This window comes from Micromonospora globbae (assembly GCF_036184225.1).
Taxonomy (GTDB): domain Bacteria; phylum Actinomycetota; class Actinomycetes; order Mycobacteriales; family Micromonosporaceae; genus Micromonospora; species Micromonospora globbae.
In genome coordinates this window covers 2,658,231-2,683,602 of the sequence record NZ_CP108084.1, presented here as the reverse complement: position 1 = coordinate 2,683,602, position 25,372 = coordinate 2,658,231, and the positions used below count along the sequence as shown (strand labels likewise).

The 25,372-nt window shown below is 69.4% G+C and carries 20 protein-coding genes, 3 pseudogenes and 1 CRISPR repeat array (1 of these 24 running past the window's edge); of the genes and pseudogenes, 10 read left to right on the top strand and 13 right to left on the bottom strand.

Features of this window, described 5'->3' with window-relative positions; translation table 11 throughout:
- Positions 1-1,634: a CRISPR direct-repeat array (repeat unit 28 nt; unit sequence GGATCACCCCCGCGTGCGCGGGGAGCAG); it reaches 2,790 nt to the left of the window's first position.
- Positions 1,635-2,042: 408 nt separating this feature from the next.
- Positions 2,043-2,195, top strand: a pseudogene (locus OG994_RS11840) (IS5/IS1182 family transposase); the annotation flags it as partial.
- 261 nt (positions 2,196-2,456) lie between these two features.
- On the opposite strand, the gene OG994_RS11835 reads toward OG994_RS11840, so the two are convergent.
- The 3 genes from OG994_RS11835 to OG994_RS11825 all read right to left on the bottom strand — a co-directional run bounded on the left by OG994_RS11835 (position 2,457) and on the right by OG994_RS11825 (position 5,659).
- Entirely contained in the window at positions 2,457-3,068 is a 612-nt protein-coding gene (locus tag OG994_RS11835) for an AAA family ATPase (protein ID WP_328853218.1), read from the bottom strand.
- 1,242 nt (positions 3,069-4,310) lie between these two features.
- Positions 4,311-4,811 (bottom strand): anthrone oxygenase family protein, encoded by a 501-nt coding sequence (locus OG994_RS11830; protein WP_328853217.1) that lies wholly within the window; start codon positions 4,809-4,811, stop codon positions 4,311-4,313.
- 8 nt (positions 4,812-4,819) lie between these two features.
- Positions 4,820-5,659 carry an NmrA family NAD(P)-binding protein gene (locus OG994_RS11825; protein WP_328853704.1) on the bottom strand — a complete coding sequence of 280 codons (840 nt, stop codon included), beginning with the start codon at positions 5,657-5,659 and terminating at the stop codon, positions 4,820-4,822.
- A 90-nt stretch (positions 5,660-5,749) separates the two neighbouring features.
- On the opposite strand from OG994_RS11825, the gene OG994_RS11820 reads away from it, so the two are divergent.
- Genes OG994_RS11820 through OG994_RS11810 form a run of 3 tightly spaced genes read left to right on the top strand, consistent with a single transcriptional unit; the run spans position 5,750 to position 7,029 of the window.
- Positions 5,750-6,688 (top strand): AraC family transcriptional regulator, encoded by a 939-nt coding sequence (locus OG994_RS11820; RefSeq protein ID WP_328853216.1) that lies wholly within the window; start codon positions 5,750-5,752, stop codon positions 6,686-6,688.
- 41 nt (positions 6,689-6,729) lie between these two features.
- Positions 6,730-6,891 (top strand): ATP-binding cassette domain-containing protein, encoded by a 162-nt coding sequence (locus OG994_RS11815; protein ID WP_407942581.1) that lies wholly within the window; start codon positions 6,730-6,732, stop codon positions 6,889-6,891.
- 15 nt (positions 6,892-6,906) lie between these two features.
- Positions 6,907-7,029 (top strand): hypothetical protein, encoded by a 123-nt coding sequence (locus tag OG994_RS11810; protein ID WP_328853215.1) that lies wholly within the window; start codon positions 6,907-6,909, stop codon positions 7,027-7,029.
- Positions 7,030-7,183: 154 nt separating this feature from the next.
- On the opposite strand, the gene OG994_RS11805 is transcribed toward OG994_RS11810, so the two are convergent.
- From OG994_RS11805 to OG994_RS11795, 3 genes and pseudogenes are all read right to left on the bottom strand, one after another.
- Positions 7,184-7,801 carry a LysE family translocator gene (locus tag OG994_RS11805; RefSeq protein WP_328853214.1) on the bottom strand — a complete coding sequence of 206 codons (618 nt, stop codon included), beginning with the start codon at positions 7,799-7,801 and terminating at the stop codon, positions 7,184-7,186.
- A gap of 76 nt (positions 7,802-7,877) precedes the next feature.
- Positions 7,878-8,666 carry a helix-turn-helix transcriptional regulator gene (locus OG994_RS11800; protein WP_328853213.1) on the bottom strand — a complete coding sequence of 263 codons (789 nt, stop codon included), beginning with the start codon at positions 8,664-8,666 and terminating at the stop codon, positions 7,878-7,880.
- Between the two features lie 258 nt (positions 8,667-8,924).
- A pseudogene (locus tag OG994_RS11795) lies at positions 8,925-9,635 on the bottom strand (IS256 family transposase); the annotation flags it as partial.
- A gap of 81 nt (positions 9,636-9,716) precedes the next feature.
- Here OG994_RS11795 and OG994_RS11790 point away from each other — a divergent pair.
- A complete protein-coding gene (locus OG994_RS11790) occupies positions 9,717-11,279 on the top strand; it encodes an ISL3 family transposase (protein ID WP_204985350.1) in 1,563 nt (520 codons plus the stop codon).
- A gap of 25 nt (positions 11,280-11,304) precedes the next feature.
- On the opposite strand, the pseudogene OG994_RS11785 reads toward OG994_RS11790, so the two are convergent.
- Positions 11,305-11,889 (bottom strand): annotated as a pseudogene (locus tag OG994_RS11785) (transposase); the annotation flags it as partial.
- A gap of 64 nt (positions 11,890-11,953) precedes the next feature.
- Positions 11,954-12,172, bottom strand: coding sequence for a hypothetical protein (locus tag OG994_RS31565; RefSeq protein WP_407942604.1), 219 nt, complete (start codon positions 12,170-12,172; stop codon positions 11,954-11,956).
- Between the two features lie 309 nt (positions 12,173-12,481).
- Between OG994_RS31565 and OG994_RS11775 the strand changes: the two genes are divergently transcribed.
- On the top strand, positions 12,482-13,600 hold the full coding sequence (locus OG994_RS11775) for an FG-GAP repeat domain-containing protein (RefSeq protein WP_328853211.1): 1,119 nt from the start codon (positions 12,482-12,484) through the stop codon (positions 13,598-13,600).
- A 353-nt stretch (positions 13,601-13,953) separates the two neighbouring features.
- On the opposite strand, the gene OG994_RS11765 is transcribed toward OG994_RS11775, so the two are convergent.
- The gene (locus OG994_RS11765) at positions 13,954-15,093 is read right to left on the bottom strand and encodes a hypothetical protein (RefSeq protein ID WP_328853210.1); all 1,140 of its coding nucleotides are present in this window, start codon (positions 15,091-15,093) and stop codon (positions 13,954-13,956) included.
- Positions 15,094-15,206: 113 nt separating this feature from the next.
- On the opposite strand from OG994_RS11765, the gene OG994_RS11760 reads away from it, so the two are divergent.
- A complete protein-coding gene (locus OG994_RS11760) occupies positions 15,207-15,719 on the top strand; it encodes a hypothetical protein (RefSeq protein ID WP_328853209.1) in 513 nt (170 codons plus the stop codon).
- Between the two features lie 19 nt (positions 15,720-15,738).
- On the opposite strand, the gene OG994_RS11755 is transcribed toward OG994_RS11760, so the two are convergent.
- Entirely contained in the window at positions 15,739-18,765 is a 3,027-nt protein-coding gene (locus OG994_RS11755) for an AfsR/SARP family transcriptional regulator (protein WP_328853208.1), read from the bottom strand.
- 183 nt (positions 18,766-18,948) lie between these two features.
- Between OG994_RS11755 and OG994_RS11750 the strand changes: the two genes are divergently transcribed.
- Positions 18,949-19,548, top strand: a complete 600-nt coding sequence (locus tag OG994_RS11750; protein ID WP_328853207.1) for a hypothetical protein — start codon at positions 18,949-18,951, stop codon at positions 19,546-19,548.
- 109 nt (positions 19,549-19,657) lie between these two features.
- Here OG994_RS11750 and OG994_RS11745 read toward each other — a convergent pair whose 3' ends face one another.
- The 3 genes from OG994_RS11745 to OG994_RS11735 are packed head-to-tail and all read right to left on the bottom strand — an operon-like array spanning position 19,658 to position 22,880.
- Positions 19,658-21,160 (bottom strand): tripartite tricarboxylate transporter permease, encoded by a 1,503-nt coding sequence (locus OG994_RS11745; RefSeq protein ID WP_328853206.1) that lies wholly within the window; start codon positions 21,158-21,160, stop codon positions 19,658-19,660.
- On the bottom strand, positions 21,160-21,876 hold the full coding sequence (locus tag OG994_RS11740; RefSeq protein ID WP_328853205.1) for a tripartite tricarboxylate transporter TctB family protein: 717 nt from the start codon (positions 21,874-21,876) through the stop codon (positions 21,160-21,162). The genes OG994_RS11745 and OG994_RS11740 overlap by 1 nt, the downstream gene beginning before the upstream one ends.
- A complete protein-coding gene (locus OG994_RS11735; RefSeq protein WP_328853204.1) occupies positions 21,873-22,880 on the bottom strand; it encodes a Bug family tripartite tricarboxylate transporter substrate binding protein in 1,008 nt (335 codons plus the stop codon). Before OG994_RS11735 ends, OG994_RS11740 begins: the two co-directional genes overlap by 4 nt.
- Before the next feature lie 174 nt (positions 22,881-23,054).
- Between OG994_RS11735 and OG994_RS11730 the strand changes: the two genes are divergently transcribed.
- Complete coding sequence (locus OG994_RS11730) at positions 23,055-24,641, top strand: sensor histidine kinase (protein ID WP_328853203.1); 1,587 nt, start codon at positions 23,055-23,057, stop codon at positions 24,639-24,641.
- Positions 24,638-25,312: a response regulator gene (locus tag OG994_RS11725; RefSeq protein WP_328853202.1), complete on the top strand. Its 675-nt coding sequence runs from the start codon at positions 24,638-24,640 to the stop codon at positions 25,310-25,312. Before OG994_RS11730 ends, OG994_RS11725 begins: the two co-directional genes overlap by 4 nt.
- The last annotated feature ends 60 nt before the right edge of the window (positions 25,313-25,372 follow it).

Sequence of the window (25,372 nt, the reverse complement as noted above, 5' to 3'; positions counted from 1 at the left end):
CGTGATCGCTGCGTCGGGATCACCCCCGCGTGCGCGGGGAGCAGGACGCCCCGTTCTCGTGGCTCCAGACCGTCCAGGGATCACCCCCGCGTGCGCGGGGAGCAGGCCGGCCGGCTGTCCGGCCCGCTGGTCGGCCGGGGATCACCCCCGCGTGCGCGGGGAGCAGCCCCTCCGGGTTGGATCCCGGCGGGCCGGAGGCGGATCACCCCCGCGTGCGCGGGGAGCAGCCTGTTTTTGCCGTTGTTCTTTGACGCTGAGGAGGATCACCCCCGCGTGCGCGGGGAGCAGGACCGGAGCCGTGTCGGCGGCCTTCCGGGCCACGGATCACCCCCGCGTGCGCGGGGAGCAGAAGTACGGGTTTTGCGGACGGAAATGAAGGCAGGGATCACCCCCGCGTGCGCGGGGAGCAGTGACGGTGATCGACCGGCGCGCGGTGATGGAGCGGATCACCCCCGCGTGCGCGGGGAGCAGGAGGACACCACCGACTTCGACAGTGACGGCGAGGGATCACCCCCGCGTGCGCGGGGAGCAGCACACGTGGGATCTCGGCGACGAGCGGGTCACCGGATCACCCCCGCGTGCGCGGGGAGCAGAGCAGGATCGGGGACACGGTGCCGGCCGCCGGGGGATCACCCCCGCGTGCGCGGGGAGCAGGACACCCGGCGGGTTCTGCGCAACCCGGTTGCCCGGATCACCCCCCGCGTGCGCGGGGAGCAGTGAACCGACACGACCTGGCCGATCAACGCCCCGGGATCACCCCCGCGTGCGCGGGGAGCAGCACGAGCTGCTCGCCTCGGGCCGGCTGCTGCTGGGATCACCCCCGCGTGCGCGGGGAGCAGAGGGTCCGGGTGACCTGCGACGAGAGGGTCGCCGGATCACCCCCGCGTGCGCGGGGAGCAGATGACCGTGCCCAGCGTGTACGCCTGGCTGTCGGGATCACCCCCGCGTGCGCGGGGAGCAGGAGCTGTCGACGCAGGCGGCGCAGGCCAGGCAGGGATCACCCCCGCGTGCGCGGGGAGCAGTTGGAGGCGGACGCCGACGACATCCTCGCCACCGGATCACCCCCGCGTGCGCGGGGAGCAGCGTCGCCGCCTTCGTCCACACCGCCACCGGGTCCGGATCACCCCCGCGTGCGCGGGGAGCAGGAAGCAACCAGTGAAGACCGCAACCTAGAGGAGGGATCACCCCCGCGTGCGCGGGGAGCAGGCGGACCTTGTCGCCCTTGCCGTGGACGGTGACGGATCACCCCCGCGTGCGCGGGGAGCAGGGGTTCAACCTGTGGCCGTCGGAGATCGAGGCGGGATCACCCCCGCGTGCGCGGGGAGCAGGACGGCGGCACGGTCACGCGCGCCGGCGGCATGCGGATCACCCCCGCGTGCGCGGGGAGCAGTCCGAATACCGCTGCAACACGACGCGGTGCAGGGGATCACCCCCGCGTGCGCGGGGAGCAGACGTCGACGCACTCCTGTAGCAACGCGAGGAACGGATCACCCCCGCGTGCGCGGGGAGCAGGTCCGGCCGATGACGGACGCGGAGATTGACCAGGGATCACCCCCGCGTGCGCGGGGAGCAGTGATCGTGATCTACGAGGGGCAGCAGCTCACGAGGATCACCCCCGCGTGCGCGGGGAGCAGACTTCCTGATCTGGGCCTTTAAAGATCAACTACCTCAGTTTTGTTCACTTTCGTTGTCTGCTCGCTCACCTTGTTGCCTCGCAGTCGACTGAGTTGAGTCCCCAAAATCGTAACGTCCGGTGCGTCTCGCGGCCCGTATAGCCCTGCGACGGAGCCAGCTGGACCGGCGCCTCGGACGTCGACATTGACCACCTCGCACCCCTGGCTGATGCCTGGCGTTCCGGCGTCAACTTCTGGAACACCAGCTGCCGGCATGCCACGCGATCGTGGTGTTGGTGACGGCGGTGGCGGCGTGCTGGATCGCCTCGTGGAGGCGCCACAGGTCGACCTGAACCTGAGTGGGGTTGAGGCGGTACCGGTCATCGGTGTGATCGACGATGTTCAGTCCGCAGGCGTCCCGGACAAGACGCGAAGATCCGCGCCCGCGGCGAACGCGCGATCGCCACCCTCAAGACCTGGAAGATCCTGATCAAGCTGCGCTGCTGCCCACACCGAGCCACCGCGATCGTCCAAGCCATCCTCGTCCTGCACCACGTCGAAGCCAACCGCTACGCACGATGAAAATGGCTGTCAGTAGTACGTCGGCTGCCGCTCTTCCGGGTCCGCATGCACCACCTCGAAATGAACCGTGCCACCTGATCACCGGTTACGGGCGTCGCTGGGACGCAGCAGCATCTGGCGGTCAGCGGCTACACGCGCGGTTCACGGCACCCCCGTAATACAGCCCAGAAGGGTCGGCGACGCCAATCAGGTCGACATCAGTAGCCCCCTCCAGCCTGTCGGCGGCCAGCTGGATTTCCCCGTGGACGGCCGGTTCCGAAACTATGGAAGGTGACCGCGGGTAGCTGATCGTCCGGCGTTCACGAAGGCAACGATCTCGTCGAGTCCGGGGCGGTAGCCGTCGTTGGTGTCCACCTCGATCGTGGGCACGTCGAGCCGGACGGGCTGGAAGCCGTGGTGGCCGACGGCATGGGTCTGATGGTCGCCGAGGTATGCGTCGGCGTGGGCGCGCCGGGTCGCGTTCTCATGCTGCCGCCGCCGGATGCGGTCGAAGGCCGTCCGCGCGGTCGCCCCGCAGTGCACCACCCGAACGTCCGCGATCTCGATCAACGGCTGCAGGCCGGGACGCCACAGGCGGTCCTGGAAGGCCGCTTCGGCGACGGTGGTGACGCCTGCGGTCAGCAGCAGTTGAAGCACCTTGAAGAACGTGGGCAGGGTCCGAATGCTCAGCTCGTCGCCCGGTGCGGCAATGACGTCGCCGGCCGCGTGGACCATGCCCTCCTTGATCTCGTCCCGGCAGATCGCCGGGCAACCGATTCGCCGGGCGAGCAGATGGGCGAGTGTCGTCTTGCCAGCTCCCGACGGTCCGCTGATGACGACAAGGGTCGGCGTTGTTCCCATCACGTCGTTATAGCTCGGCCGGGTGCAGGGCACGGCATCGGTGCGGATCAGCTCCGAGTAGTCATCTACGGCCAGATATCTCCCCGCTCAGTGGCCGCCAGCGCGTTGAGGTCGCGTATGCCGATGGTGTGATCGGCGTACGGGACACGAAGCAGTCGGGTGCCCGATGCTGACCTTCACCGAGTGGGAGTGGTCTGCGTTCCTGGGAGGTGCCGCCCTTGGCGAGTTCACGCTCGATGAACTGAAGCGCTGAAGGTTGGTCGTATGTCTGCGATGACCGAGCGCCCGGTCGAGGCGTCACCAAAGCGAGGCTTGGGTCTTCTGCTTGCCTCAACCGGCGTCTCGGTCACCGGGGACGGCATGCTCTTGGCCGCCGCCCCACTGATGGCGCCGGCGCTGTCTCAAGATCCGCTGGCAGTCACCTGCTGCGGCTGCTGCGCCTGGTGATGGTCGGGGCATTCGTCGGCGGACCGGTCCTGGGCGTCGGAGCGGTGGCCGTCGCTGGCCTGCTTGCAGTGCAGGGGAGTGGTGGGCGGCTGCATTCACCGTGGTCGGCGGGGCCGTGCTGGCGGCCGTGCTCCACCGCCTCGGACTCGCTGGGCTCTTTACCCATCACGAGGCTGCCCAGGACTGGGCGCAACTGGAGGCGTGGGCAGGAAACCCGGACTGACCGTGTAACGGCGTGCTGGCTGATCGTCGGTGCGGGGTTCAGCGTCCTGGGTGTATCTGGGCCTGTCGGTACGACCGTCCTCGCCATCGTGTTGGCCGGGCAGGGGCTGGGCTGGCCCGCCGTGCTCGTCGCGGTGGGCGGGTCCGGCGGCGGCGTGTTGCTCTTGCGCATAGGGCTCGGCGCGCTCGGCTACGTCGACGACCGGCGCCGCGGCTGGGCCCGAGCGTGTTGAGGGCGATCACGGAGCCGTTTCATGGTGGCGGTCATACGGCGGCATGGCAGGCCAGCCGCCCGTGGGTCAGTTCGTGGACCGACATCTTCACTGGCGGGGGAGTGCAGTTGGTGCACCACTGTGACGGAGACGAAACTCCGACGACTGTAGGCCCGACAAGGAGGACTGCTCCAGGCGATGCCGGACAGCGGCGTGGCGGCGTGCCCCCAAGCGCCGGAGGGCCGCTGCCTCGGTGACTGAGGTAGCGGCCCTCCACCTGCTTGCCAACTACTCATGACCTGCCGACACCGGAGACGGCATCGGTCACACAGAGACACCCGAGGTGCGCCCCACGGCGCAATCGTCCACGACCGTGAAGCGCTCGACCGTCGATTCAGCCCGCGGTTCGGCCCTGGACGATCAGCGCCCAGGCGAGGCAACCGAGCGCGGCCGTGTTGGCCAGCGCGCGGACGATGTTCCAGGTGACCCAGGCGGATTCGAAGCGTTCACGAACGGTGGCCAGATCGGTGATGCCGCTGGGATCACCGGCCGCCGCCAGTTGGTCGTTGAGTGGGACGTTGGCGGCGCTGGTGATCAGGAGTGTCACCAGGTACAGCGCGAGGCCGCAGATAATCCACGGTAGTGCCGGCCGCCCCACACCGCGCCAGGCGAGCAACGCCGACAGGGCGAGGAGCGCCAGGGCGCCGAGGAAGCTCGACAAGAACCAGCCGTTGAGGATGGTCACGTTGATCCGTTGCATGACGTCGACGAACGTCTTGTCGTCGGCCCCGCGCAGCGCGGGCATGACTGCGTAGGCGAAGGCTGCGAAGAGGCCGGCCATCAGCCCGGTGGTGACGGTCGCGGCGATCAGCAACACGTGTTGGGCCAGCTTCATTCGGGTTCTTACCTCTGGTTCCAGATGCCGGTGGCGGCAGTACGGGCGGCGTACTCGGCGAAGTCCCGGGGCGGTCGGCCCAGCGCGCGATGCACCCCGTCGGCGAGGTGCGCGTTGCGCCCGTCCAACACGGTCGTGAACAGGTACATCAGCAGGTCGACGACGTTCTGCGGGAGGCCTTCGGCGGTGAGCGCGGCAACGTACTCCTCGGGGGACACCTGGACGTAGTCGATCCTCCGGCCGGTCGCCGTGGAGATCTCGGCGACCGCTTCGGCAAAGGTGAGCAGCCGGGGCCCGGTGAGTTCGTAGAGCTGCCCCGCGTGCCCGTCCCCGATCAGCGCCGCCACGGCCACCTCGGCGATGTCGTCGGCGTCCACGAACGGCTCGGGCACGTCCCCGACCGGCAGCACGACCTCGCCGTCTCGTACCGGGTCGAGGAGGTGGGCCTCGCTGAAGTTCTGGCTGAACCAGCTCGCCCGCAGGATCGTCCACTCGACGCCGGCGTCCTGGACGAGCTTCTCGCTGGTCTGAGCCTCCTCCTCGCCCCGGCCGGACAGCAGCACCAGTCGGGACACGCCGGACGCCACGGCCAGCCTGGTGAACTCACCGACGGTGTCCGCCGCGCCCGGTGCCGCCAGATCCGGATGGTAGGAGAGGTACACGGCGTCGACACCCTGGAGCACCGGTGCCCAGGTCGTCCGGTCTGTCCAGTCGAAAGGCTGCGCCGCGGAGCGGGAACCTTCCCGTACGGTCACCGGATGCTCAGCCAGCCGGGCCACGACGCGGCGGCCGGTCTTGCCGGTCGCACCCAGCACCAGAATCGTCCGCTGCCCCTGCTCGTTCGTCAGGTCTCGGTTGCTCGTCATGAGGATCATTCAAGTGCGGCGGCGTGAGAGCCGACATAGCTGAAGCGCGCAGTTCTGTGTGTAATCGTCTACGTGGACGCGATCGCCAGTCTCCTCGACGGACCCCGAGCGCACGGTGCGTTCCTACTCCGCTCGGTCCTCGCACCGCCCTGGTCGATGCGAATCGAGGACCAGGCGCCGCTGACCGTGGTGGCGATGGTCCGGGGCCATGCCTGGATCACCTCGGACACGAGCGCGCCGGTACGGCTCGACCAGGGGGACGTGGCACTTGTACGCGGGCCCGATCCGTACAGCGTCGCCGACGACCCGGCCACGCCGCCGCAGGTCGTCATCCGTCCAGGCCAGGTCTGCGTCACGCCTGACGGGCGGGAACTGACCGGCATGACGGAGCAGGGGGTACGCACCTGGGGCAACAGCCCGGACGGCCCGACGATGCTGCTCACCGGCACGTACACGATGCAGGGTGAGGTCAGCCAACCGCTGCTGGGCACGTTGCCGCCGCTGGTCGTCATACCCGGCGAATCCTGGGACTCCCCGCTGGTTCCGCTGCTGGCAGCCGAGATCGTGAAGAACGATCCCGGCCAGGAGGCGGTGCTCGACCGGCTGCTCGACCTGCTGCTCATCGCCGCGTTACGGGAATGGTTCGCCCGACCCGGCGCCGAGCCCCCCGGCTGGTACCGGGCGTACCGCGACCCGGTCGTCGGGCAGGCCCTCCAGCTACTCCACAACAGCCCTGCCCATCCCTGGACGGTGGCTTCCCTCGCCGCCCGGGTCGGGGTCTCCCGGGCGGCGCTCGCCCGCCGGTTCACCGCGCTGGTCGGCGAACCACCCATGTCGTACCTCACCGAGTGGCGGCTGTCCCTGGCCGCCGACCTGCTCCGCGAGCCGGACGCCACCGTCGGCGCGGTCGCCCGCCAGGTCGGCTACGGAAGCTCATTCGCGTTGAGTACCGCGTTCAAGCGCAGCCGCGGCGTGAGCCCCCGGCAGTATCGGATGGCCGTCCGGGCGTAGCTGCCGGATCCGGCTCACCAGCCATCAGATCGCCGTTCCCGGTGGGACTCGAGGAGAGACGCCGCCTCGGCCCGAACGGTGCCGGGAAGTCCACCACCATCCGGATACTTCTGGACCTCATCCGTCCCACGAGCGGCCGAGCCCGCCTGTTCGGCCGCGACCCTCGCGAACACGCCGCCGAACTGCACCGTCGGATCGGCTAGCTCGCCGGCGAATTCGTGGTCAACCCGCGCCAGCGGGTCGGCGAGTGCCTGGCCTTCCTGGTCGACCTGCGCGGCGGGGTACCCCAGGCGCGGATCGAGGAACTCGCCGCCCGCCCCGGCTTAGCAAAGTGGTTGTAGGAGCTCACGCCGCCCTACGCAACGCCGCCATCGGCGCACGCCGCACCGCCGGCGTCACCACTATCGCCGCCGTGAACCGGCATCACGCCCGCGACAGCGGCCGTCCGCTGGCCCTACTCGGCATCATCAGACGATTCTGCCGGGGCCCTGGCAGTTATCCCAGGCGCCGTATGGCGAGGGAGAGGATCATGCCGGCGCCGAACAGAGTCAGGAAGCCGCCCGCGATCCTCGTGAGCCACGGCACGATGCGATCCATGCGGGAAAGCGCACGGCGGGAGCCGAGCACAACGGCGACGAACACATCCCAGACCAGGACGATGGAGAACATCCACACGCCGTAGAGCGTGAGCGTCCACGGTGCGGCGGTTCCTACGGCGGCGGCGAGGCTGACATAGAAGAGTGCGTTCTTCGGGTTCAGCAGGCCGGAGGCGATGCCCAGGCCGGAGTTCCTCAGCCAGGTTGTGCGCTGCGCGCTCGGCGCGTGTTCGAGGTCGATTCGTGCTCGTGATCGGAGGAACGCGATGCCGATGAAGATCAGGAAGCCGCCGCCGGCGAGTTGGATCACATTGAGCAGGAGCGGGTGGGTGATGAGCGAGACGCCGGAGAACGCGGCGGCGATGAAGATCCCGTTCGCGGTGGCGATGCCCAGGCATGCGCCGGTGGCGCCTCGCCACCCGTTGGTCATCGCTGTGCGGGCGATGAGGAAGAAGTCGACGCCGGGAATCAACAAGGCCAGGAAGTGGGCGGCGGCGACAGCGAGGAACTGCTCCATCTCTCCCTCGATGCGTGACGATCAACCCGTCAAGCATCCAGGGCCGCATCCGCCGTGGTCTTGTACGTTCTTGCAGTCAGCCCCGATAGGAGCCGGGTGAGGCGGCGACGTGTGCCCGGAAGACGCGGTGGAAGTGGCTCTGGTCGGTGAACCCCAGCGCGTGGGCGGTTTCGGCGATCGACCGCCCCTCGCGCAGCAACCGACGCGCCATGACCACGCGGGCGTTCTGCCGCCATGCCAACGGGGAGAGACCGGTGACGCGTCGCATCGCGCGGATGAGCTGAAACTTCGACATACCGATCGACTCAGCCAGCTCGGTCAGGGCCGGGTTCGACTGGTCAGTGCGGAGTCGATACATGACCGAAGCGAGACGGGTGAGCAGCTCGGGGTCGGCGTAACTGGTCGCGAGATGCGCTGGTGCGGCAGCCTCGAGTTCGGTGAACAAGACCGCGAACTGTGCTTGAAGCGGTTCACGGGGCTCGTCGGTGAAGATCATGTCGTTGATCGCGCTGACCATGGAGTGCAGTTCGGGGTGACGCAGCACTCTGATTCCGTCGAACAGACGGCTCGCCTCCCCGCCCGGTGCGAGCGACGTTACCCAGGCCTGATCCATGTGGATCATCTGGTAGAGCCAGCGGCCCTGGTCGGGATTGCAGGCGTGAACCTGACCGGCGGGGATGATGATGACGTCACCCGGCTCCAGGCGCATCCTGCCGTCGAGCGGGCCGGTCAGCACCGAGGTGCCCGAGTCGATCGCACCGATGGAGAACGAGTCGTGGGCATGGGGCCGGTAGCAGGAGTTCTGCTGGCACGACCGCCTGGCCTCCAGATCAGGCAGCGCGGTGCTTCGCCAGAACTCCGCCACGCACCCTCCTTCTGTCGTCTCGCCGCATCAGGGGTAGTTGATTCCCGTCTCGTTCCAGGCTACGCCGCCGCGCTGACCGGCCCAGAAACGTCGCAACGTCGTCCCCGTAGGTCGGAGAGTTGTTCCCGACAGCACGGTTGGAGACCTCTCTGTCGCCGGCCGCTTGGCACAAAGATGCCGTTGGTTTGACAGACCCGACTGAAACGATCTCTCAGCGGGGGTCTGTCAAACGAACGGTGTAACTCGGGTTGTTGACGACTACTTTCGGCCTGCGGACAGGCGTCCTTCGAAGGCGATGTCGAAGGCGTTGAGGGCTGGTTTCCAGCGCATGGTCCAGCGCCGGCGGCCCTGCCCGGTCGGGTCGAGGCTCATGATCGCCAGGTAGACGCACTTGAGCGCCGCGGCCTCGTTGGGGAAGTGACCGCGGGCTCGCACGGCCCGGCGGATGCGGGCGTTGACCGACTCGATGGCATTCGTGCTGCAGACGACGGTGCGGATCTCGGTGTCGAAGGCCAGGAACGGCACGAACTCCGCCCACGCCTGCTCCCACAACCGGGCGATCGCCGGATACCTGTCGCCCCAGGCCTCGACGAACTCGGCGAACCGAGCTCGGGCGGCGGCTTCGGTGGGCGCGGTGTAGACCGGGCGCAGGGCTTTGGCGATGGCATCCCAGTGCTGCCGACCGGCATACCGGAAGCTGGCGCGCAGCAGATGGATCACACAGGTTTGCACGACAGCTTCGGGCCACACCTCGCCGATGGCATCGGGCAGCCCTTTGAGCCCGTCACAGACCACCATGCACGCGTCGGCGACGCCCCGGTTCTTCAATTCGGTGAGGACCTGCAGCCAGAATTTGGCGCCTTCGCCGCCGTCGCCGGCCCACAGGCCCAGGATGTCCCGGGTGCCCTCGACCGTGACGGCCAGGGCCAGGTAGATGGGCCGGTTGGCGACCTTCCCATCGCGGATCTTGGCTCTGTCGCCGATCTTGTGATGTGGACGGTCGTGGCAAGTCGACGCGCCACCCACTGATCATGTTCGGCGTGTTCGCTTGTGGAGCAGTTGCTGCCTCACCTGTCCGACCTGCTGATCGACGGCGTTGAACAGCGCCACGAGGCAGTTGTGATCTCCGCCCGGGTCCGATCAGCGACGGCGCAGTGCGGTAGCTGCCGGCAGTCATCGAGTCGCGTTCATGGCCGTTACCTGCGGCGATTGCGCGACCTCACGGTTGCCGGGGTGGCTGTGCTGCTTCAGGTGCGGGTGCGGCGGTTCCGCTGCGGCAACCGCGGTTGCCCGGCGGTGACCTTCGTCGAGCAGGTCGACGGCTTGACCGCTCCGCATGCCCGTCTCACCCAGGGGCTGCGGGAACTGCTCACCCGGATCGGGCTTGCGTTGGCCGGGCGTGCCGGCGCACGGCTGGCTGCCGCCGTCGGAGTGAACGTGGGCCGTGACACCCTGTTGCGGCTGGTGAAAGGCCTGCCGGACCCGGCAGGGACCGCGGTGACGGTCCTGGGTGTCGACGACTTCGCGTTCCGGCGCGGACGCCACTACGGCACCATCCTGGTCGACATGGCCACCCGCCGCCCAGTCGAGGTCTTCGACGGTCGTGACGGTGACAGCCTCGCCGGCTGGCTCGCGCAGCACCCAGAGGTGGAGATCATCTGCCGCGACCGTGCCGGTGGCTATGGCGAAGGCGCCCGGCAGGGCGCCCCGCACGCGGTGCAGGTCGCCGACCGGTTCCACCTCTGGCAGAACCTGGGCCAAGCGGTGGAGAAGACAGTCAACGCCCATCGCGCCCAGCTCGCCCGGCCAGGACCTCCGCCTCCCGAGGACACGCCGCCGCAGTTGGTGCGGCCGCTACCGGAGAAGAAGATCGTGACCCGGCTGCGTGAGCACTACACCGCCGTGCAGGAACTGGCAGCGCAGGGCATGTCCAAGGCGGCGATCGGCCGCAAGCTGGGGCTGCACCAGGCCACGGTGCGCAAGTTCGTCAACGCCCGCAGCCTCGCCGACCTGACCGCCGTCACCGAGCAACGCTCACACCTGGTCGACCCGTTCACCGGCTACCTGCACCAGCGCTGGAACGACGGCGAACGCAACGCCACCCAACTGTTCCGCGAGATCCAGCAACAGGGCTACCCCGGCGGGGAACTCGCCGTTCAGCGCTACCTGCGCCGCTTCCGCACCGGCCGCGGTCACGCCCCGCACCCCGGTCCGAAACCACCCACCGTCCGCCAGGTCACTTCGTGGATCATGACCCATCCCGACCACCTCGATCCTCGCGACGCCGCCAAGCTGCGCGACCTGCGCCACCGCGACCGTGACCTGAACCGGCTGGTCAAACACGTGCGCGCGTTCGCGGTGATGATGACCGGCCGCCACGGCAACCGCCTCGACGAATGGATCGTCGCCGTCGAACACGACACCCTCGCGCCGCTGGCCGCGTTCGCCCGCAACATGCGCCGCGACCTCGACGCCATCCGCAACGGCCTGACCCTGCCGCACAGCTCCGGCGCCGTCGAAGGCACCATCAACCGCCTGAAAATGATCAAACGACAGATGTTCGGCCGCGCCGGCCTCGACCTACTCCGCAAACGCGTCCTACTCGCGCACTGAGACTTCACAAGATCGGCGACAGAACCCGGATCTTCACGTGCACCGCGTCGAGGAAGATCACTGGGTAGACCGCATCGAGGGGACGGTTCTGCCACTCGGTCATCCCGTCGATGACCTTGTCGGTGATCGTCGAGATGGTCTGCCGCGACACGTCGGCGCCGTAGACCTCGGCCAGGTGGGCCTGGATCTCCCCGGTGGTCAAACCCTTGGCCGACAGGGAAATCACCATGTCGTCCACCCCGGACAACCGGCGCTGACGCTTGCGCACGATCTGCGGCGAGAAGCTCCCGTCGCGATCCCGTGGCACGTCGATCTCTACCGGGCCGACGTCGGTCAGCACAGTCTTGGCCCGCACACCATTGCGGGAGTTCCCGCCGTTCTTGCCCGCCGGGTCGCCCTTGTCATAGCCCAGATGGTCGGTGATCTCACCCTCAAGCGCTGACTCCAGGACCCGCTTGGTGAGCTGCTGCAGCAGACCGCCATCACCAGTCAACTGCAACCCGGCCGCCCGGGCCTGCTCCACCAACTGCGCGACCAGGCCTGCGTCGACACCGTCCGCCGGTAGTCCCGGCCCATTCTTCGCCACCGCGGAAGTATCCACGGCGGCCATCGATCCTTCAGACATCAGGTGCTGCTCCTTGATCAGGAGTTACACCGTTCGTCTTACAGTCCCCTCAGCGGCGCGAGTCTGGGCGGCAGCGAGTGCTGAGAACCGGCACGCCTATCGTGGCGAGCCGGAGGGCGCCGACGGTGACTTGGCTGTACTGGCCGTCGTGGCCTGGGTAGAGGAGTGCTGCTCGCTGCACGTGGAGTCGGTGTGCGTAGGTGCTCAGCTGGTAAAGCTCATCGGCCTTCGGTTTGGCGTGCCAGTGCCGGTACTTGGCGTCGTACACCGCCACGGGCTTGTGCTGTTCGTCGAGGATGACGAAGTCCGTGCGCCGTCATCGGCCGGGAGTGTGCGCTGGCTTGAAGGTCTCGGCGTGTCGGAGATCGAAAATGGGTGAGGTCTCCGGTAGAGCCATCCAACCTGACCTTGACCTGCAGGTACACATGCTGCCGGACCGACCGCACGAGGGCCCGCTGTAGCCGCCGCCCGGCGACCGTCCTTAATGCTCCGTTAACGCGCCCTTATCGCTTCCCCGGAGATGCTGCTGCCCGATCCGGCCCCGTGCCGCCGGACGCCATCTCCGAGGAGGACACCCATGCGTATCCGCACCATTCTGGTGCCGTCACTGGCGGCCATCCTGCTGGCGGCGGCCACCCCGACCGCCGCGGCGGCCGCCACCGCGAGCTTCGGGCCGCGGGTCGACCTGCCCGCCGGGTACGGCCCGATCTTCGTCACTCACGGCGACTTGGACCGGGACGGCCGGCCGGACATGGCGGTCGCCAACGAACTCGGCGGTACCGTCTCGGTGCTGCTCAACCGCGGCGCGGACGGGTTCCGGACCATGGCCGAGGTGGGCACCGGCAGCCGGCCGATGTCGGTGGCCATCGCCGACGTCAACGGTGACGGACGCGCCGACCTGGTGACCGCCAACCTCGGCGGCACCGTCGCCACCGCGCTGGGCCGGGGCGACGGCCGCTTCCGCGCGCCCCAGCACATCGACCTGGGCGGATCCAGCAATCCGTGGGCGGTGGTCGCCGAGGACCTGGACGGCGACCATGACGTGGACGTCGCCGTCTCGCTCACCGGCCGTTCGCAGGTGCAGGTGCTGCTCAACGACGGGCGCGGACGCCTCACCTTGGGCCAGACAGTGTCGCTGGAGTACAGCGACTTCGAGGGCCTGCGTGCGGCGGACCTCAACGGCGACGGTCTGGTGGACCTGGTCGGCAGCGAGAACTTCGCGGGCCGGGTGGGAATCCTGCTCGGCACGGGAGGGGGCGCCTTCGGCCCGCTGCAGCGGATCGAACTGATCAACGACACCAGCCGGGTGGTGGTGGACGACTACAACTCAGACGGGCGGCCGGACATCGTGGCGGCCCGTGGCAGCAGCTACGCCGACAGCGGCTGGCTGCTGCTGGGCAACGGTGACGGCACGTTCGCGGAGCCGCGGACCATCCCGGTGCGCTGGGCGGAAACGGTCGCGGGCGGCGACTTCGACGGCGACGGCAGGGCCGACCTGGCGTTCGCCACCTCCTCGGTCGTCTTCGTGCTGCTTGGCAACGGTGACGGCACGTTCGGCGAGTCCCTCGAACTGCCGGTGCTGGGCCGGCCGGGTGTGCCGACCGCCGCCGACTTCACCGGCGACGGCCGCGACGACCTCGCCGTGCCCAACGGCGACGGGTACCCGGGCACCGTCTGGTTCTTCCCCACCGCCTGACCCGGACCGGCGGCGGCACGGGTAGCGCCTACGCCGGTGGCGTCGCCCGCGCTGCGAGGGGCGATCGTCGTGGCGCGCGACGTCCACCCCTCGGTGACGTCGTCGTAGTAGGCGTCCCGTTCCCGGTCACCGGAGAGGGCGCGGGGGAGGGTGGCGCGCACGCCGTCGGGCAGCGCGTGCACCTCGAACCGGTCGCCGCCGTTGGCGACGAGCACGTGTGCCTCGTCGTCGACGGCCTTGGTGAAGTAGCTGGACTCGATCTCCTGGGTGACCATGGTCTGGTCGGTGTTGTTTGCGAACCGGTCAATGACGCCGGCGCTGGCAGTGCACTGGTAACGGCTGGGAGAGGGGGTCTACGAGGTTGCCCTGCGCAGCGCTGGTAGTTGCCCGAGCGTGGTCCTAGCCATCGCGACTGCTCGGTCCAGCCCGTCGGGCAGATCGGGTGGGAGCTGGCTGATCTCACGACAGATCTGCTCGGCGTCGTCCAGGAACCGTTTGATCGCGCCCTGGGGATCCCAGAAGCTGCCGTTTACTCCGCGTCCACGGCGGAGTGTGGCCAGATCGGCGGGCAGGTCCCGGGGTGACCGCGGGGGCTTGGCGATCCAGTCGGGCGGCTGCATTCCGCGTGCCGATATCTCCTGGTCGATGGCCCGCCGTAGCTCAGCGACCTTGGCCCGGAACTCGGCGATGCGTTTTTCGATCGCCGCCTTGGTCGGCACCTGCAGGAGATTGCCTGGGCAGGCCACGGCAAGTGGGCGAAACGGCACCTGCCGGCTGTCGGCGTTGTAGACCACGTGCAGGCGCAGCAAGTACAGCGAGGTCGCGCCGGGAGTTTCGTGGAGATAGCCGCTGCCCGGCGGGATCTCGGTATTCACCCGGACCTGGAAGCGGTCGGCCTCGCCTGGCCCGATCACCTGGGAGATGCCGACGGTGACCCGGGCTCCGTGGGCTTTCTCCGGCACCGGAAGCTCGACGTCGTAGGTCGCTGACGGGGGCAGCCACACACCCCCTGAGGTGTCCACGTAGGGCAGCAGGTCGCCGAAGGCTGTGATCCGGCGTGCCCACAACACTTCCACCACCATCTTTGTAAGCACTGCGGACTCGCCGCCACGGTTGAGCAGCTTCAGGTCAACAACCGGGGGGTCCATCCATCTGGACTGGCGCTCCGGCACCGAGATGTCGACCGGCTCCACCCGCGGGCCTTCGCCCGAGGACGACGTGGCCCTTGCAGGCTGGGCGTGCGGCGCCGGGTGGGCGGCGGCCTGCTCGCGGGCGGCCTGCTCGCGAGCGGCTAGGAGCTCGGCCGCCAGGGCCCTGGCGTCCTCGTCGTGCCGGCGCACGACATCGAGATCATGCCGGCGCCCGACATCCACAGACATGGCGTCGACCGCTTCCACATTCGCCCGTCGCGGTCGGCGCGCGTACAAGACAGCCCACGCCCCGATGACCGCCGCGATGATCGCACCACCTACGGCGATGAGTGACGCCATCATGCCGGAGAGTATGGCAGGGGTGGGTGAAACCGCAACACATGCCGCTCCCAAGACCGGCCCGAAGGGTGTATCCCAGGCTGATATCTAACAGTGACGCCTACGGATCCAGCGCGGTGATCGACCGCAGCCCGCTCTGCCGGGGATCCATCCGCGACAGCGGCGACTCGCCGGACGCCCGCAGTGCAGGTCGGTGCCACCGGCATACGACCCGGACGGCACCTGGCCTCCGCATCATCGGCCAGATCAGAACCTCAGACGGCAAATCGCGCCCGTTACCGGCCTGCACGCCACACGGAGACACGGGCGTCTCCGATCGGGAATCGCTGATCGATGTCATCGGCCATCTCCACCAGATCGGCTGGCAACTCCGGTTTGGTGAGCACATCGAGGCCAGCAGCAGGCTGAGGAATCGCGAGGCGGTCCGCCCCCTGACCGAGGCCGAGGTCGAGGAGATGCGTGAGGTGTTCTCAGGCATCCTGGGCCTGGTCTCGGACGAGGAGTTCTACGACTTGGGTGGGTGTGTTCGGCATCGCCAGCCTCTCGCAGAGGAATGCGTCGGCGTGCGAGGTGGTGTGGGTGGGGAGGTGATGCCCCAGTTTCCTTTCCCCATGAGAAGCAGCCGGTGACCGCCCTCGCGGGTCCCGTTCATTCGGCCGATGCTGGATCGAGGCGGGCCAGGTGGGCGCGGACGGCGTCGGTGCTGGTTTCCTCGTCCTCGGTCTGGTCGACCCCCAGCGTGGTTAGCAGGGCCAGGGCCTGTCGCCAGTGGTCGCGGGCCGACTCGAACCGGCCGAGGGCGTGTTGGGCGTGGGCGAGTCCGTCGTGGGCGCGGGCTTGGTCGAGGGGCTGTCCCAACTCGTCCGCCAGGACGAGGGCCCGCGCGTGCTGGTCGGCGGCGATCGCCGGATCGCCGGTGGCGTACCGGATCCGGCCCAGGCCCTGCCGGGCCTCGAACTCGAGGTTGCGATCGCGGGCTTCCCTGGCCAGGTCGAGCAGTTGCCGGAAATGGGCCACGGCCTCGGGGTACCGGCCCTGGGCGCGGAGGATGTCGCCTAGGCCGTTCAGCGCGTCCAGCTCACCTCGGTGATGGCCGGTTTCCCGGGCCAGCGCCAGAGCCTGTCGGTAGTACTCGGCAGCCCGCGCTTGCCGCCGCTGGGTGCGGTGCACCAGGCCCAGCCCGTTGAGCGCGTCCAGTTCGCGGGGCCGGTGCCCCGTCTCGCGGGCGATCCGCAGCACCTGCTCCAGGTGGTCGATGGCCTGCTCGGGGCGGCCCTGCCGGCGGTGGATGTGGCCGAGACCGTGCAGCGCGTCCAGCGTGCCGCGGCGATGGTCGGTTTCCTCGGCGATCCGCAGGACTTGACGGTAGCAGTCGGTGGCGTCGGCGAACCTGCCCTGGGAGCGGTGGACGTCACCGAGGCCGGCGAGGGCGTCGAGTTCGCCGGCCCGTTCGCCTGTCGCGCGAGCCATCCGCAGCGCCTGCCGGAAGTCGTCGATGGCCTCGGCGTTGCGCCCCTGGGACCGGTGGATGTGCCCGAGGTCGTTCCAGGCGGTCAACTCGTCCGCCGGCCGGCCGGCCGTCCGGGCCGACGCCAGTGCCTGGTGGTGCAGGACCTCGGCGGTCGGGTACCGGCCCCGGGTGTGCAGGTGCCGGTGCAGGGTGGTCGACAGGTACGGCAGGTATGCGGTCATGCCGTGCGCGCTGGCGTGATGCGCGGCGGCGAGCAGGTTGGGCAGCTCGGCGTCCAACCAGTCCAGCGCGGCCGCCTGGTCGGGCAGGTCGACGGTGGGGGCTTCGGCGGGTGGGCCGAGCGGCGGTGGCCGCCGTGCGTAGGGGTAGGCGATCGCCGTTGCTCGTGCCGCGGTCTCCCGGTAGTGGTCGAGCAGCCGGGCCAGCGCCGCGTCGATCGCCGCCTGGTCGGGGCCGGCCGCGCCGGCCGCGTGGGTGCGGACCAGGTCGTGGAACCGGTACCGGCCCGGGACCGGCTCCTGGAGCAGGTGGGTGTCGAGGAGTTGGTCGACCGTCCGCCCGGCCTGCCGCAGCGACACCCCGAGGAGCGCGGCGAGGGCGTATTGCTCGATGTCGGGGCCCGGGTGCCGGCCCAGCAGGCGGTACGCGTCCTGCTGGGCACGGTTCAGGTGCCGGTAGGACAGATCGAGGGCGGCGGTGACACTGCGCCGGCCGGCGTCGAGTTCGGCCAGTCGATGTTCCTCGTCACGCAGGCGCAGCACCAGGTGGTACAGACTCCAGGAGGGACGGGAGCGCAGCCGGGCGGCGGCGATGCGGATCGCCAGCGGCAGCCGGCCGCACAGTTCCACCACCTCGACCAGCAGTTCGGTCGGCGGGCTGCCGAGCCGGTCCCGGCCGACGGTCCGCTCGAACAACTCGACTCCGTCCGTGGTGGGCAGAATGTCCAGGGACAGCGCACCGGTGTGGTCCAGGCCGGTCAACCGGTGCCGGCTGGTGATCAGGACCAGGCAGCCGGGCGCACCGGGCAGCAGCGGCGCCACCTGCGCCTCGGTGGCGGCGTTGTCCAGCACGATCAGCATCCGCTGGTCGGCCAGCCGGGTGCGGTACAGCCCGGCCCTTTCTTGAAGCCCGGCCGGGACCTGCGGGCCCGGGACACCGAGGGAGCGCAGCAGTTGGTCGAGGACCTCGCCCGGCTCGCGGGGCGACATCCCGGGCGTGTGACCGTACAGATCGACGAAGAGCTGCCCGTCCGGGTAGCGGTCGGCGATTCGGTGGGCCACGTGGATGGCGAGGGCGGTCTTGCCGACCCCGGCCATCCCGTCGATGGCGCTGATCACCACCGTGGCGGCGTCCCACATCTGATCGAGGGCGGCCAGCTCGCGCGTCCGGCCGGTGAACGACGGCGGCGGGGTCGGGAGCTGCCGGGGTACCGGCCGGGCGATGTCCCGCCCGACCAGCACCGGTTCCCCGCGCAGGATGGCCCGGTGCAGGTTCCGCAGTTCCGGGCCGGGATCGGTGCCGAGCTCCTCGGCCAGCCGCGCCCGGGTGACCGCGTAGTGCGCCAGAGCCTCGGCGCCCCGGCCGGCGGCGTGCAGCGCCTGCATCGACACCGCGACCAGTGGTTCGACCAACGGGTGGTCGACCACCAGGTCGGACAGCCGCCCGAGGACGGCGTCGTGGTTGCCCAGTCGCAGCTCAGCCCGGGCCCACGCCACGACAGCGGCCAACCGGTGCTGCTGCAAGCCGTCCCGCAACCGGGCGAACCACCCGCCAGACAGGTCCGCCACCGGGTCGCCCCGCCACAGGTCCAGCGCTTGGCGCAGCAGCGTCACGCGTTGCGTGTCGTCGTACCGACCGTCGCGTGCCTGGTCCACCAGACGTTGGAAGCGGTGCAGGTCGACCCGGTCCGAATCGAGTTCCAGCAGGTATCCGGCGGGCCGACGGTCCAGCCGGGCAGCGCTGCCGTCCAGCTCGGCCGCCCGGTCGAGCAGGCGCCGGATCCGCATGATGTGCGCGTACAACGCGTTGCGCGCCTCGGCGGGCGGCGGATCCTCCCAGACCCGGTCCACCAGGGTTTCCACCCGGACCGGCCGTCCGGCATCCACCGCCAGCGCCGCGAACACCGCCCGCTGCTTGGGCGGGCCGAGGGCGAGCGGCTGGCCGGCCGCGCGCGCCTCCACCGCGCCGAGTAACCGGACCTCCATGCCCTCCTCCGCGTCCTGGACGACTCGTCGGTACTAGAGCGACGCTATGCGGCGCCGGCAGCTAAGACGTTCGTAAGGTCGCCAACCAGACCGTGCCGACAGGGTCGAGGAACAGCAGCCGGCGGCTCCGGGCTCGTACGACAGCAACCCCGCTGCCGCCGCCGAACCCTGAAGGAGGTACCCATGAAACTCGCCGCACGAATGATGGCCGCTCTCGGACTCGTCGCGGTGCTCGGCTCGGCACTGGTGGCCATCTTGCCGGCCGGACCGGTGTCCGCGGCCGAGCGCGACCGCCCCGCACAGGCCACCACCGTCGGTGACCGGACCGAGCGAATCCGCAAGGCCTACCGGATCGAGCCGGACGGCACGTTGCGGGAGGTCACACCGACGGCAGGGGTCGCCCCGGCCGCCGGCGAAACGTACGCCTACGTCTTCTACCCCTCCTACGAGTCGGACTGCTGGTACGGGGAGATGTGCATCTGGACCGGTGACTACTACAGCGGCTGGGGCCTCATCATGGGCGGCAGCTACGCCTCGTGCCAAGGCTGGCGGTTCGAGAACACCGTCTTCCAGGACCACACCTGGTCCATCTGGAACCGGGTGCCCGGCGGCACGTCCTCGATCTGGGACCGGTACGCCGACGGCTCCTACCGCTACACCAAGTACGCCCGGCTGGCCACCGGATACAAGCACGACACACGGTTCAGTCTGATCATGGACGCGTGGACGTTCGACCCGGCCAACAACTGCCGCAGCCTCAACCTGGGGCACGTGGACCTCTGACCGACAGGGTGCGGTCGCCCAATCCCGGGCGACCGCACCCGCCTGCGGCGTCCGTCGCGGCCGCGAGAGCCGCCTCGCCGAGCGGCGAGGACGTACCTCACGAGCACGGTTATCCGGTCACCAACCTTCCTCTCAGCGGGCGGACGACGAACCGTCCGATCAGCGGCCAGAGGAGCACCACCAGGATGGAGGCGTAGATCAGCATGGACACCCAGCCGCCGATCAGGCCGTGCAACTCGCCGCCGGAGAGTTGCAGCGCTCGCCGGCCCTGCAACTCCGCATGCGGGCCGAGTATGAGACCGACGATCAGCGGCAGGATCGGCAGGCCGAAGCGGCGCATGCCGAAGCCGAGCAGGCCCAGGGCTAGCAGCAGGAACAGGTCGAACGGCTGGGCGTTGACCGCGTACGCACCCATCGAGGCGAAGAAGATGATCCCGGCATAGAGGTACGGGCGCGGGATCCGCAGGAGGCGGGCCCACGCCGGGGCGAGCGGCAGGTTAAGCACCAGCAGCAGCAGATTGCCGATGAAGAGGCTGGCGATCAGTGTCCAGACCAGGGTGGACTCGCGAGTGAACAGCAACGGCCCGGGCTGGATGCCGAACTGCTCGAAGGCGGCCAGCATCACCGCGGCGGTGGCGTTGGTGGGCAGACCGATCGCCAGCATCGGGACCAGGGTGCCTGCGGCGGAGGCGTTGTTGGCCGCCTCCGGCCCGGCGACGCCCTCGATCGCACCCCGCCCGAACTCCTCCTTGTGCTTGGAGAGCTTCTTCTCGGTGATGTATGACAGGAAGGTCGGGATCTCTGCCCCGCCGGCCGGCACTGCGCCGAACGGGAACCCGAGCGCGGTACCGCGCAGCCACGGCTTCCAGGACCGCTTCCAGTCCTCCTTCCCCATCCATGGCTGACCGACCGGGATCACCTCACCGGACTTGCGGCGTAGGTGCGCGGCGATCCAGAGAGCCTCGCCCACGGCGAAGATGCCGACGGCCACCACGACCACGTCGATGCCGTCGATGAGCTGCGGGATCCCGAAGGTTAGCCGCTGCTGACCCGTCTGGTCGACCCCGATCACGCCGATGGTCAGGCCGATCAGCAGCGAGGCGAAGCCGCGGACCCGGGACGCGCCGAGAATCGCGGTCACCGCCACGAACGCCAGCAGCATCACTGCGAAGTAGTCGGGTGCGCCGAGGCTGATCGCGAACTGCACCACCGGTGGGGTGACCACCACCAGCAGGACGGTGGCGATGGTGCCGGCGACGAACGAGCCGATCGCGGCGGTGGACAGGGCCTGGGCAGCGCGCCCGGCCTTGGCCATCTTGTTGCCCTCGATAGCGGTCACCACCGAGGAGGACTCGCCAGGGGTGTTCAGCAGGATCGAGGTGGTCGATCCGCCGTACATGCCGCCGTAGTAGATGCCCGCGAACATGATGAGCGATTGGGTCGGCCCCAGGTTGTAGGTGACCGGCAGCAGCAGCGCCACCGTCATCGCGGGGCCGATGCCGGGCAGCACGCCGACCGCGGTGCCGATGGTCACCCCGAGCAGCGCGATCAGCAGGTTCATCGGGGTCAGCACATGACCGAACCCCTCGATCAGATTGCCCAGGTTTTCCATTACAGGATCCCTTGCAGGACGCCGGCGGGCAGGTCGACACCGAGCCCGATGGCGAAGGCATAGAATGTGATCAGCGACAGTGCGATGGAGATCAGTAGGTTCCGGATGTAGTGGCGGTTGCCGAGCGCGTAGGCCGAGCCCCAGTAGAGGATCGTCCCGCTGATCACCCAGCCGAGCCGGTCGATGAGCACCGCGTTGACCAGGAACGCCCCGATCAGCAGTAGCACGGTTCGCCAGTCGATCGGGGTGCTCAGATCGACGTCCTCGCCGGCCTCCGGCTCACCGGCGCCGCCGCGGAACACGTCCACCGCATAGACCGCCGCGACCGTCAGCAACAGCACGCCGAGCAGAATTGGTACCGCTTTGGGGCCGATTGGGTCCGCCGAGTTGATCGCGCTGCCGATCCGCGTCGTCGCGTCGACGATGACCAGCGCGCCGACCAGGGCGAGAAATGCACAGACGCCGTACTGCGCCGGGTCGGGCTTCCGCCCAGCGGCCGCCTCCGAGGTCGCCGCCGGGTCGGTTCCGGCGCGCGCTGGCTCGTCCGGCGTAGGCAGCGCGCCCGGCCCGGTCGGCTCGGTCGTGGCCCGCTGTGTCCGCTGGGCAGCGGCCGGTTCGGCCGGCGCGACCGTCGGCTGCACGGGGATCTCGGGTTCCGCCGGGGGTCGGAGCGGCGGGTCGCCGCCCCGTACCGGCCGGTTCGTCCTGTCGGTCATGCCAACCCGAGTTGCTTGAGCACGTCGGCCACTGCCTTGTCCTGCTCGGTCAGGAACGTGCCGAACTCGTCACCGGTGACGAACGCGTCGGTCCAGCCACGCTTTTTCAGCTCGGCCTTCCACTCCTCCGACTCGTGCATCTTGGTCAGCACGTCGATCCAGACCTTCTTGTCGGCCTCGCTGATTCCGGGCGGCGCGACGATGCCCCGCCAGTTGGTGAAGACCAGGTCGATGCCAGCGGACTTGAGCGTCGGCACGTCCCTGAGCGCCTCGATCGGCGCCTCGCTGGTCACCGCGAGGACCCGGATCTGGCCGGCCTCGACCTGGTCGAGGAACTCGCCGAACCCGCTGGCGCCGAAGGCCACCTTGCCGCCGAGCACGGCCGGCAGCAGCTCGCCGCCGCCGTCGTACGAGACGAAATTGACGTGGCGGGGGTCGATGCCGACGGTCTTGGCGAGCTGCATGGGCAGCAGGTGGTCCGGGCCGCCGGGCGAGGAGCCGCCGCCGACCGCAATGCCCTTGGGGTTGGCCTTCCACGCCGCGACCAGGTCGTTGATGGTCTTGTACGGGGAGTCCTTCGGCACCACGATGGCGCCGGCCTCCTCGATCATCTTGGCCAGCGGGGTGGTCTGGGTCAGCGTCGCGGTGGACTTGGAGGTGTACGAGGCACCGACCACGCCCAGCCCCATCTGCATGGCGAGCTTGCCGTTGCCCCTCTCGTTCACTGTCCGCTGGAGACCGACTGTGCCGCCCGCCCCGGGCAGGTTGAACACCTGCACGCCCGTGGCGATCTTGGCGTCCTCCATCACCTTCGCGGCAGTGCGGGCCGTGGTGTCGTAGCCACCACCGGGGGTGTTGGGGACCATGATCCGCAGTCCACTGACCGGCGTGCCGTCGTTGCCGGAACCGGATCCGTCCTTCTCGGCCGTGGCACCGCAGGCCACCAGGGCGAGCGTCGTCGCGGCGGCCACTGCGGTGACCAGCAGGGTTCTCCTTGTTGCCATGATGTTTCTCTTCCGTTTCGAATGAGTCCGGCTGCAAGATGGTGGCCTCCGAGCAGGTCGCCTGTCTGCGTTCTGTCACCAGCGGAAGTTGAGGTCTTTGTGGTCGCGGTCACGTCCTGGCGACGTACACTCGCCGGGCAGCTTCTCGTCCTTCAGCTAGCGATCATCGTCGTTGTGCTGGTGGCGGTCGCCGCTGTCTCGCTGGCCCAGTCGGCCGCCACCTTCAACCGGGTCGAGGGGCGCCGGGTCGCCGCCCTCGGCGAGGAACTCGCCGGCAGCCCGCTGCTACGCGACCAGCTCACCCAGCCGGCACCCGCCGAGGCGATCGCACCGCTGATACAGAACACACTGATCCGGTCCGGGGTGACCCACGTGACCGTGGCGAACGAGCGTGGCCGGGTGGTCAGCTCGACAGACCCGACGCTGGTCGGCAGCCCGGTGGTGCTCGGCGACCCCTGGGTGGCGCAGGGCCGGAGCTGGTTCGGCGAGCTGGAGGTCGACGGCACCCGGCAGCTGGTGGCCCAGGTGCCGGTGCTCGGCGACGATCCGAAGACGAAGAAGAACCTCGGCCGGTATCTGGGCGTGGTGGTCGTCGGTGAGGCGTCGCCGACCTGGTCGGCGCGGCTGGTGGGTGCCTCCTCGTACCTTCTCACCTACCTGGGCATCGCCTGTGGCCTCGGGGTGGTCGGGTCGTGGCTGCTGGCCCGACGGATCAAGCGGCAGACTCTGGGCCTGGAACCACGTGAGATCGCCGGGCTGGCCGAGCACCGCGAGGCGTTGCTGCACGGCATCGCCGAGGGGGTGATCGCGCTCGACACACAGCAGCGGGTCACCCTGATCAACGCGGTCGGTCGGCGGCTGCTCGACCTGCCAGAGAACTGTCTCGGCCGCAGCCTCCGCGAGCTGCGCATCAACGGCCGGCTGCGGGACGTACTGGCTGGCGCCGACAGAAGCCCGGACACCCGGGACCAGGTGGTGATCCGACGCGGCCGGGTGCTGGTGATGAACCGAATGACGGTACGCAAGGACAACCGCAGACTCGGCTCGGTCACCACGCTGCGAGACCGCACCGAGCTGGCCCGTCTGGAGCAGGAGCTCGGCTCGTTCCGCAGCACCACCGAGTTGCTGCGGGCGCAGACCCACGAGTTCGCCAACCAGCTGCACACCATCTCCGGGCTGATCCAGATCGGCGAGCACGACGAGGTGGTCCGCTACGTGGATGCGCTGAGCCGGCACCGAGCCTCCCTCGACCTGGCGGTCACCAGCCGGATCCACGACACCGCGATCGCCGCCCTGCTGATGGCGAAGTCGGCGGTGGCCGCCGAACGGCGGGTGGAGCTGCGGATCTCCGAGCGGACCGGGCTGAACCGCCTGCCGGCGGAGCTGTCGGCGGACGTCGCCACTGTGCTCGGCAACCTGGTGGACAACGCGATCGAGGCGGTGGCGGGCGGCGAGGTGGCCGACGACCCGGACGAGCGCCCGGCCTGGGTGGAGGTCGAGCTGCGCCAGGACACCTCCTCCGTGGAAATCGTCGTCCGCGACTCCGGTCCCGGGATTGCGCCTGAGCTGGCGCAGGAGGTATTCACCAATGGTTTCACCACGAAGGCGGCCCACAGCGGCGAGCGGGGTGTCGGCCTGGCGCTCACCCGTCTGGTGTGCCGCCGCCGCGGTGGCGAGGTGGCGGTGATGAACACCGACGAGGGCGCCATGTTCACCGCGCGGATATCGGTACTGGCCACCATGTCAGAGGAGGCGCGATGATCGACGTCCTGGTTGTCGACGACGACTTCATGGTGGCCCGGATCCATCGCGGATTCGTCGAGCGGATCGACGGGTTCCGGGTGGTGAGTACCGCCGGCACCGGCGAGCAGGCGGTGGCCGCGGTTGACGAGTTGCGGCCCAACCTGGTCCTGCTCGACCTCTACCTGCCCGACATGTTCGGCCTGGACGTGGTGGCCCGGATCCGGGCCGCCCGGCACGACTGCGATGTCCTGGTGATCAGCGCCGCGCGCGAGGCCGAGGCGGTACGCGCGGCCATCCGCTACGGCGCGGTCAACTACCTGCTCAAGCCGTTCGGCTTCGATGAGCTGCGCAGCCGGCTGGAGCAGTATGCCGTCCGCCGCACCGCACTAGGTACGGCGGTCGTCGCCGACCAGGCCGACATCGACCGGGTGCTCTCCCGTAGTGGCGCGGTCGCCGGCGCGCACACCCTGCCGCGTGGACTCAGCCCGGAAACCGCCGCGCTCGTGGAGCGGACCCTCCGTCAACAGACAGGCCCCCTCACCGCCAGCGAATGCGCCGACCTGGTCGGCATCTCCCGGGTCAGTGCCCGCCGGTACCTGGAACACTTCTCCAGCAGCGGACGGGCCGAGGTGACCTTGAAGTACGGAGCGGCCGGCCGTCCCGAACGCCGCTACACCTGGCTGGTCTGACGGGGCCGGGATTCGGACTCGCTCCGACTGGTAGCGGCCAGCAAGCGGAGGTCGACCGGC

What these genes read in the sequence shown, in the direction of transcription:
- OG994_RS11745 (WP_328853206.1), bottom strand. Translation starts at nt 21,160, where the DNA reads ATGGAAAACCTGGGCAATCTGATCGAGGGGTTCGGTCATGTGCTGACC.
- OG994_RS11765 (WP_328853210.1), bottom strand. Translation starts at nt 15,093, where the DNA reads ATGATGGCGTCACTCATCGCCGTAGGTGGTGCGATCATCGCGGCGGTC.
- OG994_RS11740 (WP_328853205.1), bottom strand. Translation starts at nt 21,876, where the DNA reads ATGACCGACAGGACGAACCGGCCGGTACGGGGCGGCGACCCGCCGCTC.
- OG994_RS11750 (WP_328853207.1), top strand. Translation starts at nt 18,949, where the DNA reads ATGAAACTCGCCGCACGAATGATGGCCGCTCTCGGACTCGTCGCGGTG.
- OG994_RS11725 (WP_328853202.1), top strand. Translation starts at nt 24,638, where the DNA reads ATGATCGACGTCCTGGTTGTCGACGACGACTTCATGGTGGCCCGGATC.
- OG994_RS11830 (WP_328853217.1), bottom strand. Translation starts at nt 4,811, where the DNA reads ATGAAGCTGGCCCAACACGTGTTGCTGATCGCCGCGACCGTCACCACC.
- OG994_RS11755 (WP_328853208.1), bottom strand. Translation starts at nt 18,765, where the DNA reads ATGGAGGTCCGGTTACTCGGCGCGGTGGAGGCGCGCGCGGCCGGCCAG.
- OG994_RS11805 (WP_328853214.1), bottom strand. Translation starts at nt 7,801, where the DNA reads ATGGAGCAGTTCCTCGCTGTCGCCGCCGCCCACTTCCTGGCCTTGTTG.
- OG994_RS11775 (WP_328853211.1), top strand. Translation starts at nt 12,482, where the DNA reads ATGCGTATCCGCACCATTCTGGTGCCGTCACTGGCGGCCATCCTGCTG.
- OG994_RS11735 (WP_328853204.1), bottom strand. Translation starts at nt 22,880, where the DNA reads ATGGCAACAAGGAGAACCCTGCTGGTCACCGCAGTGGCCGCCGCGACG.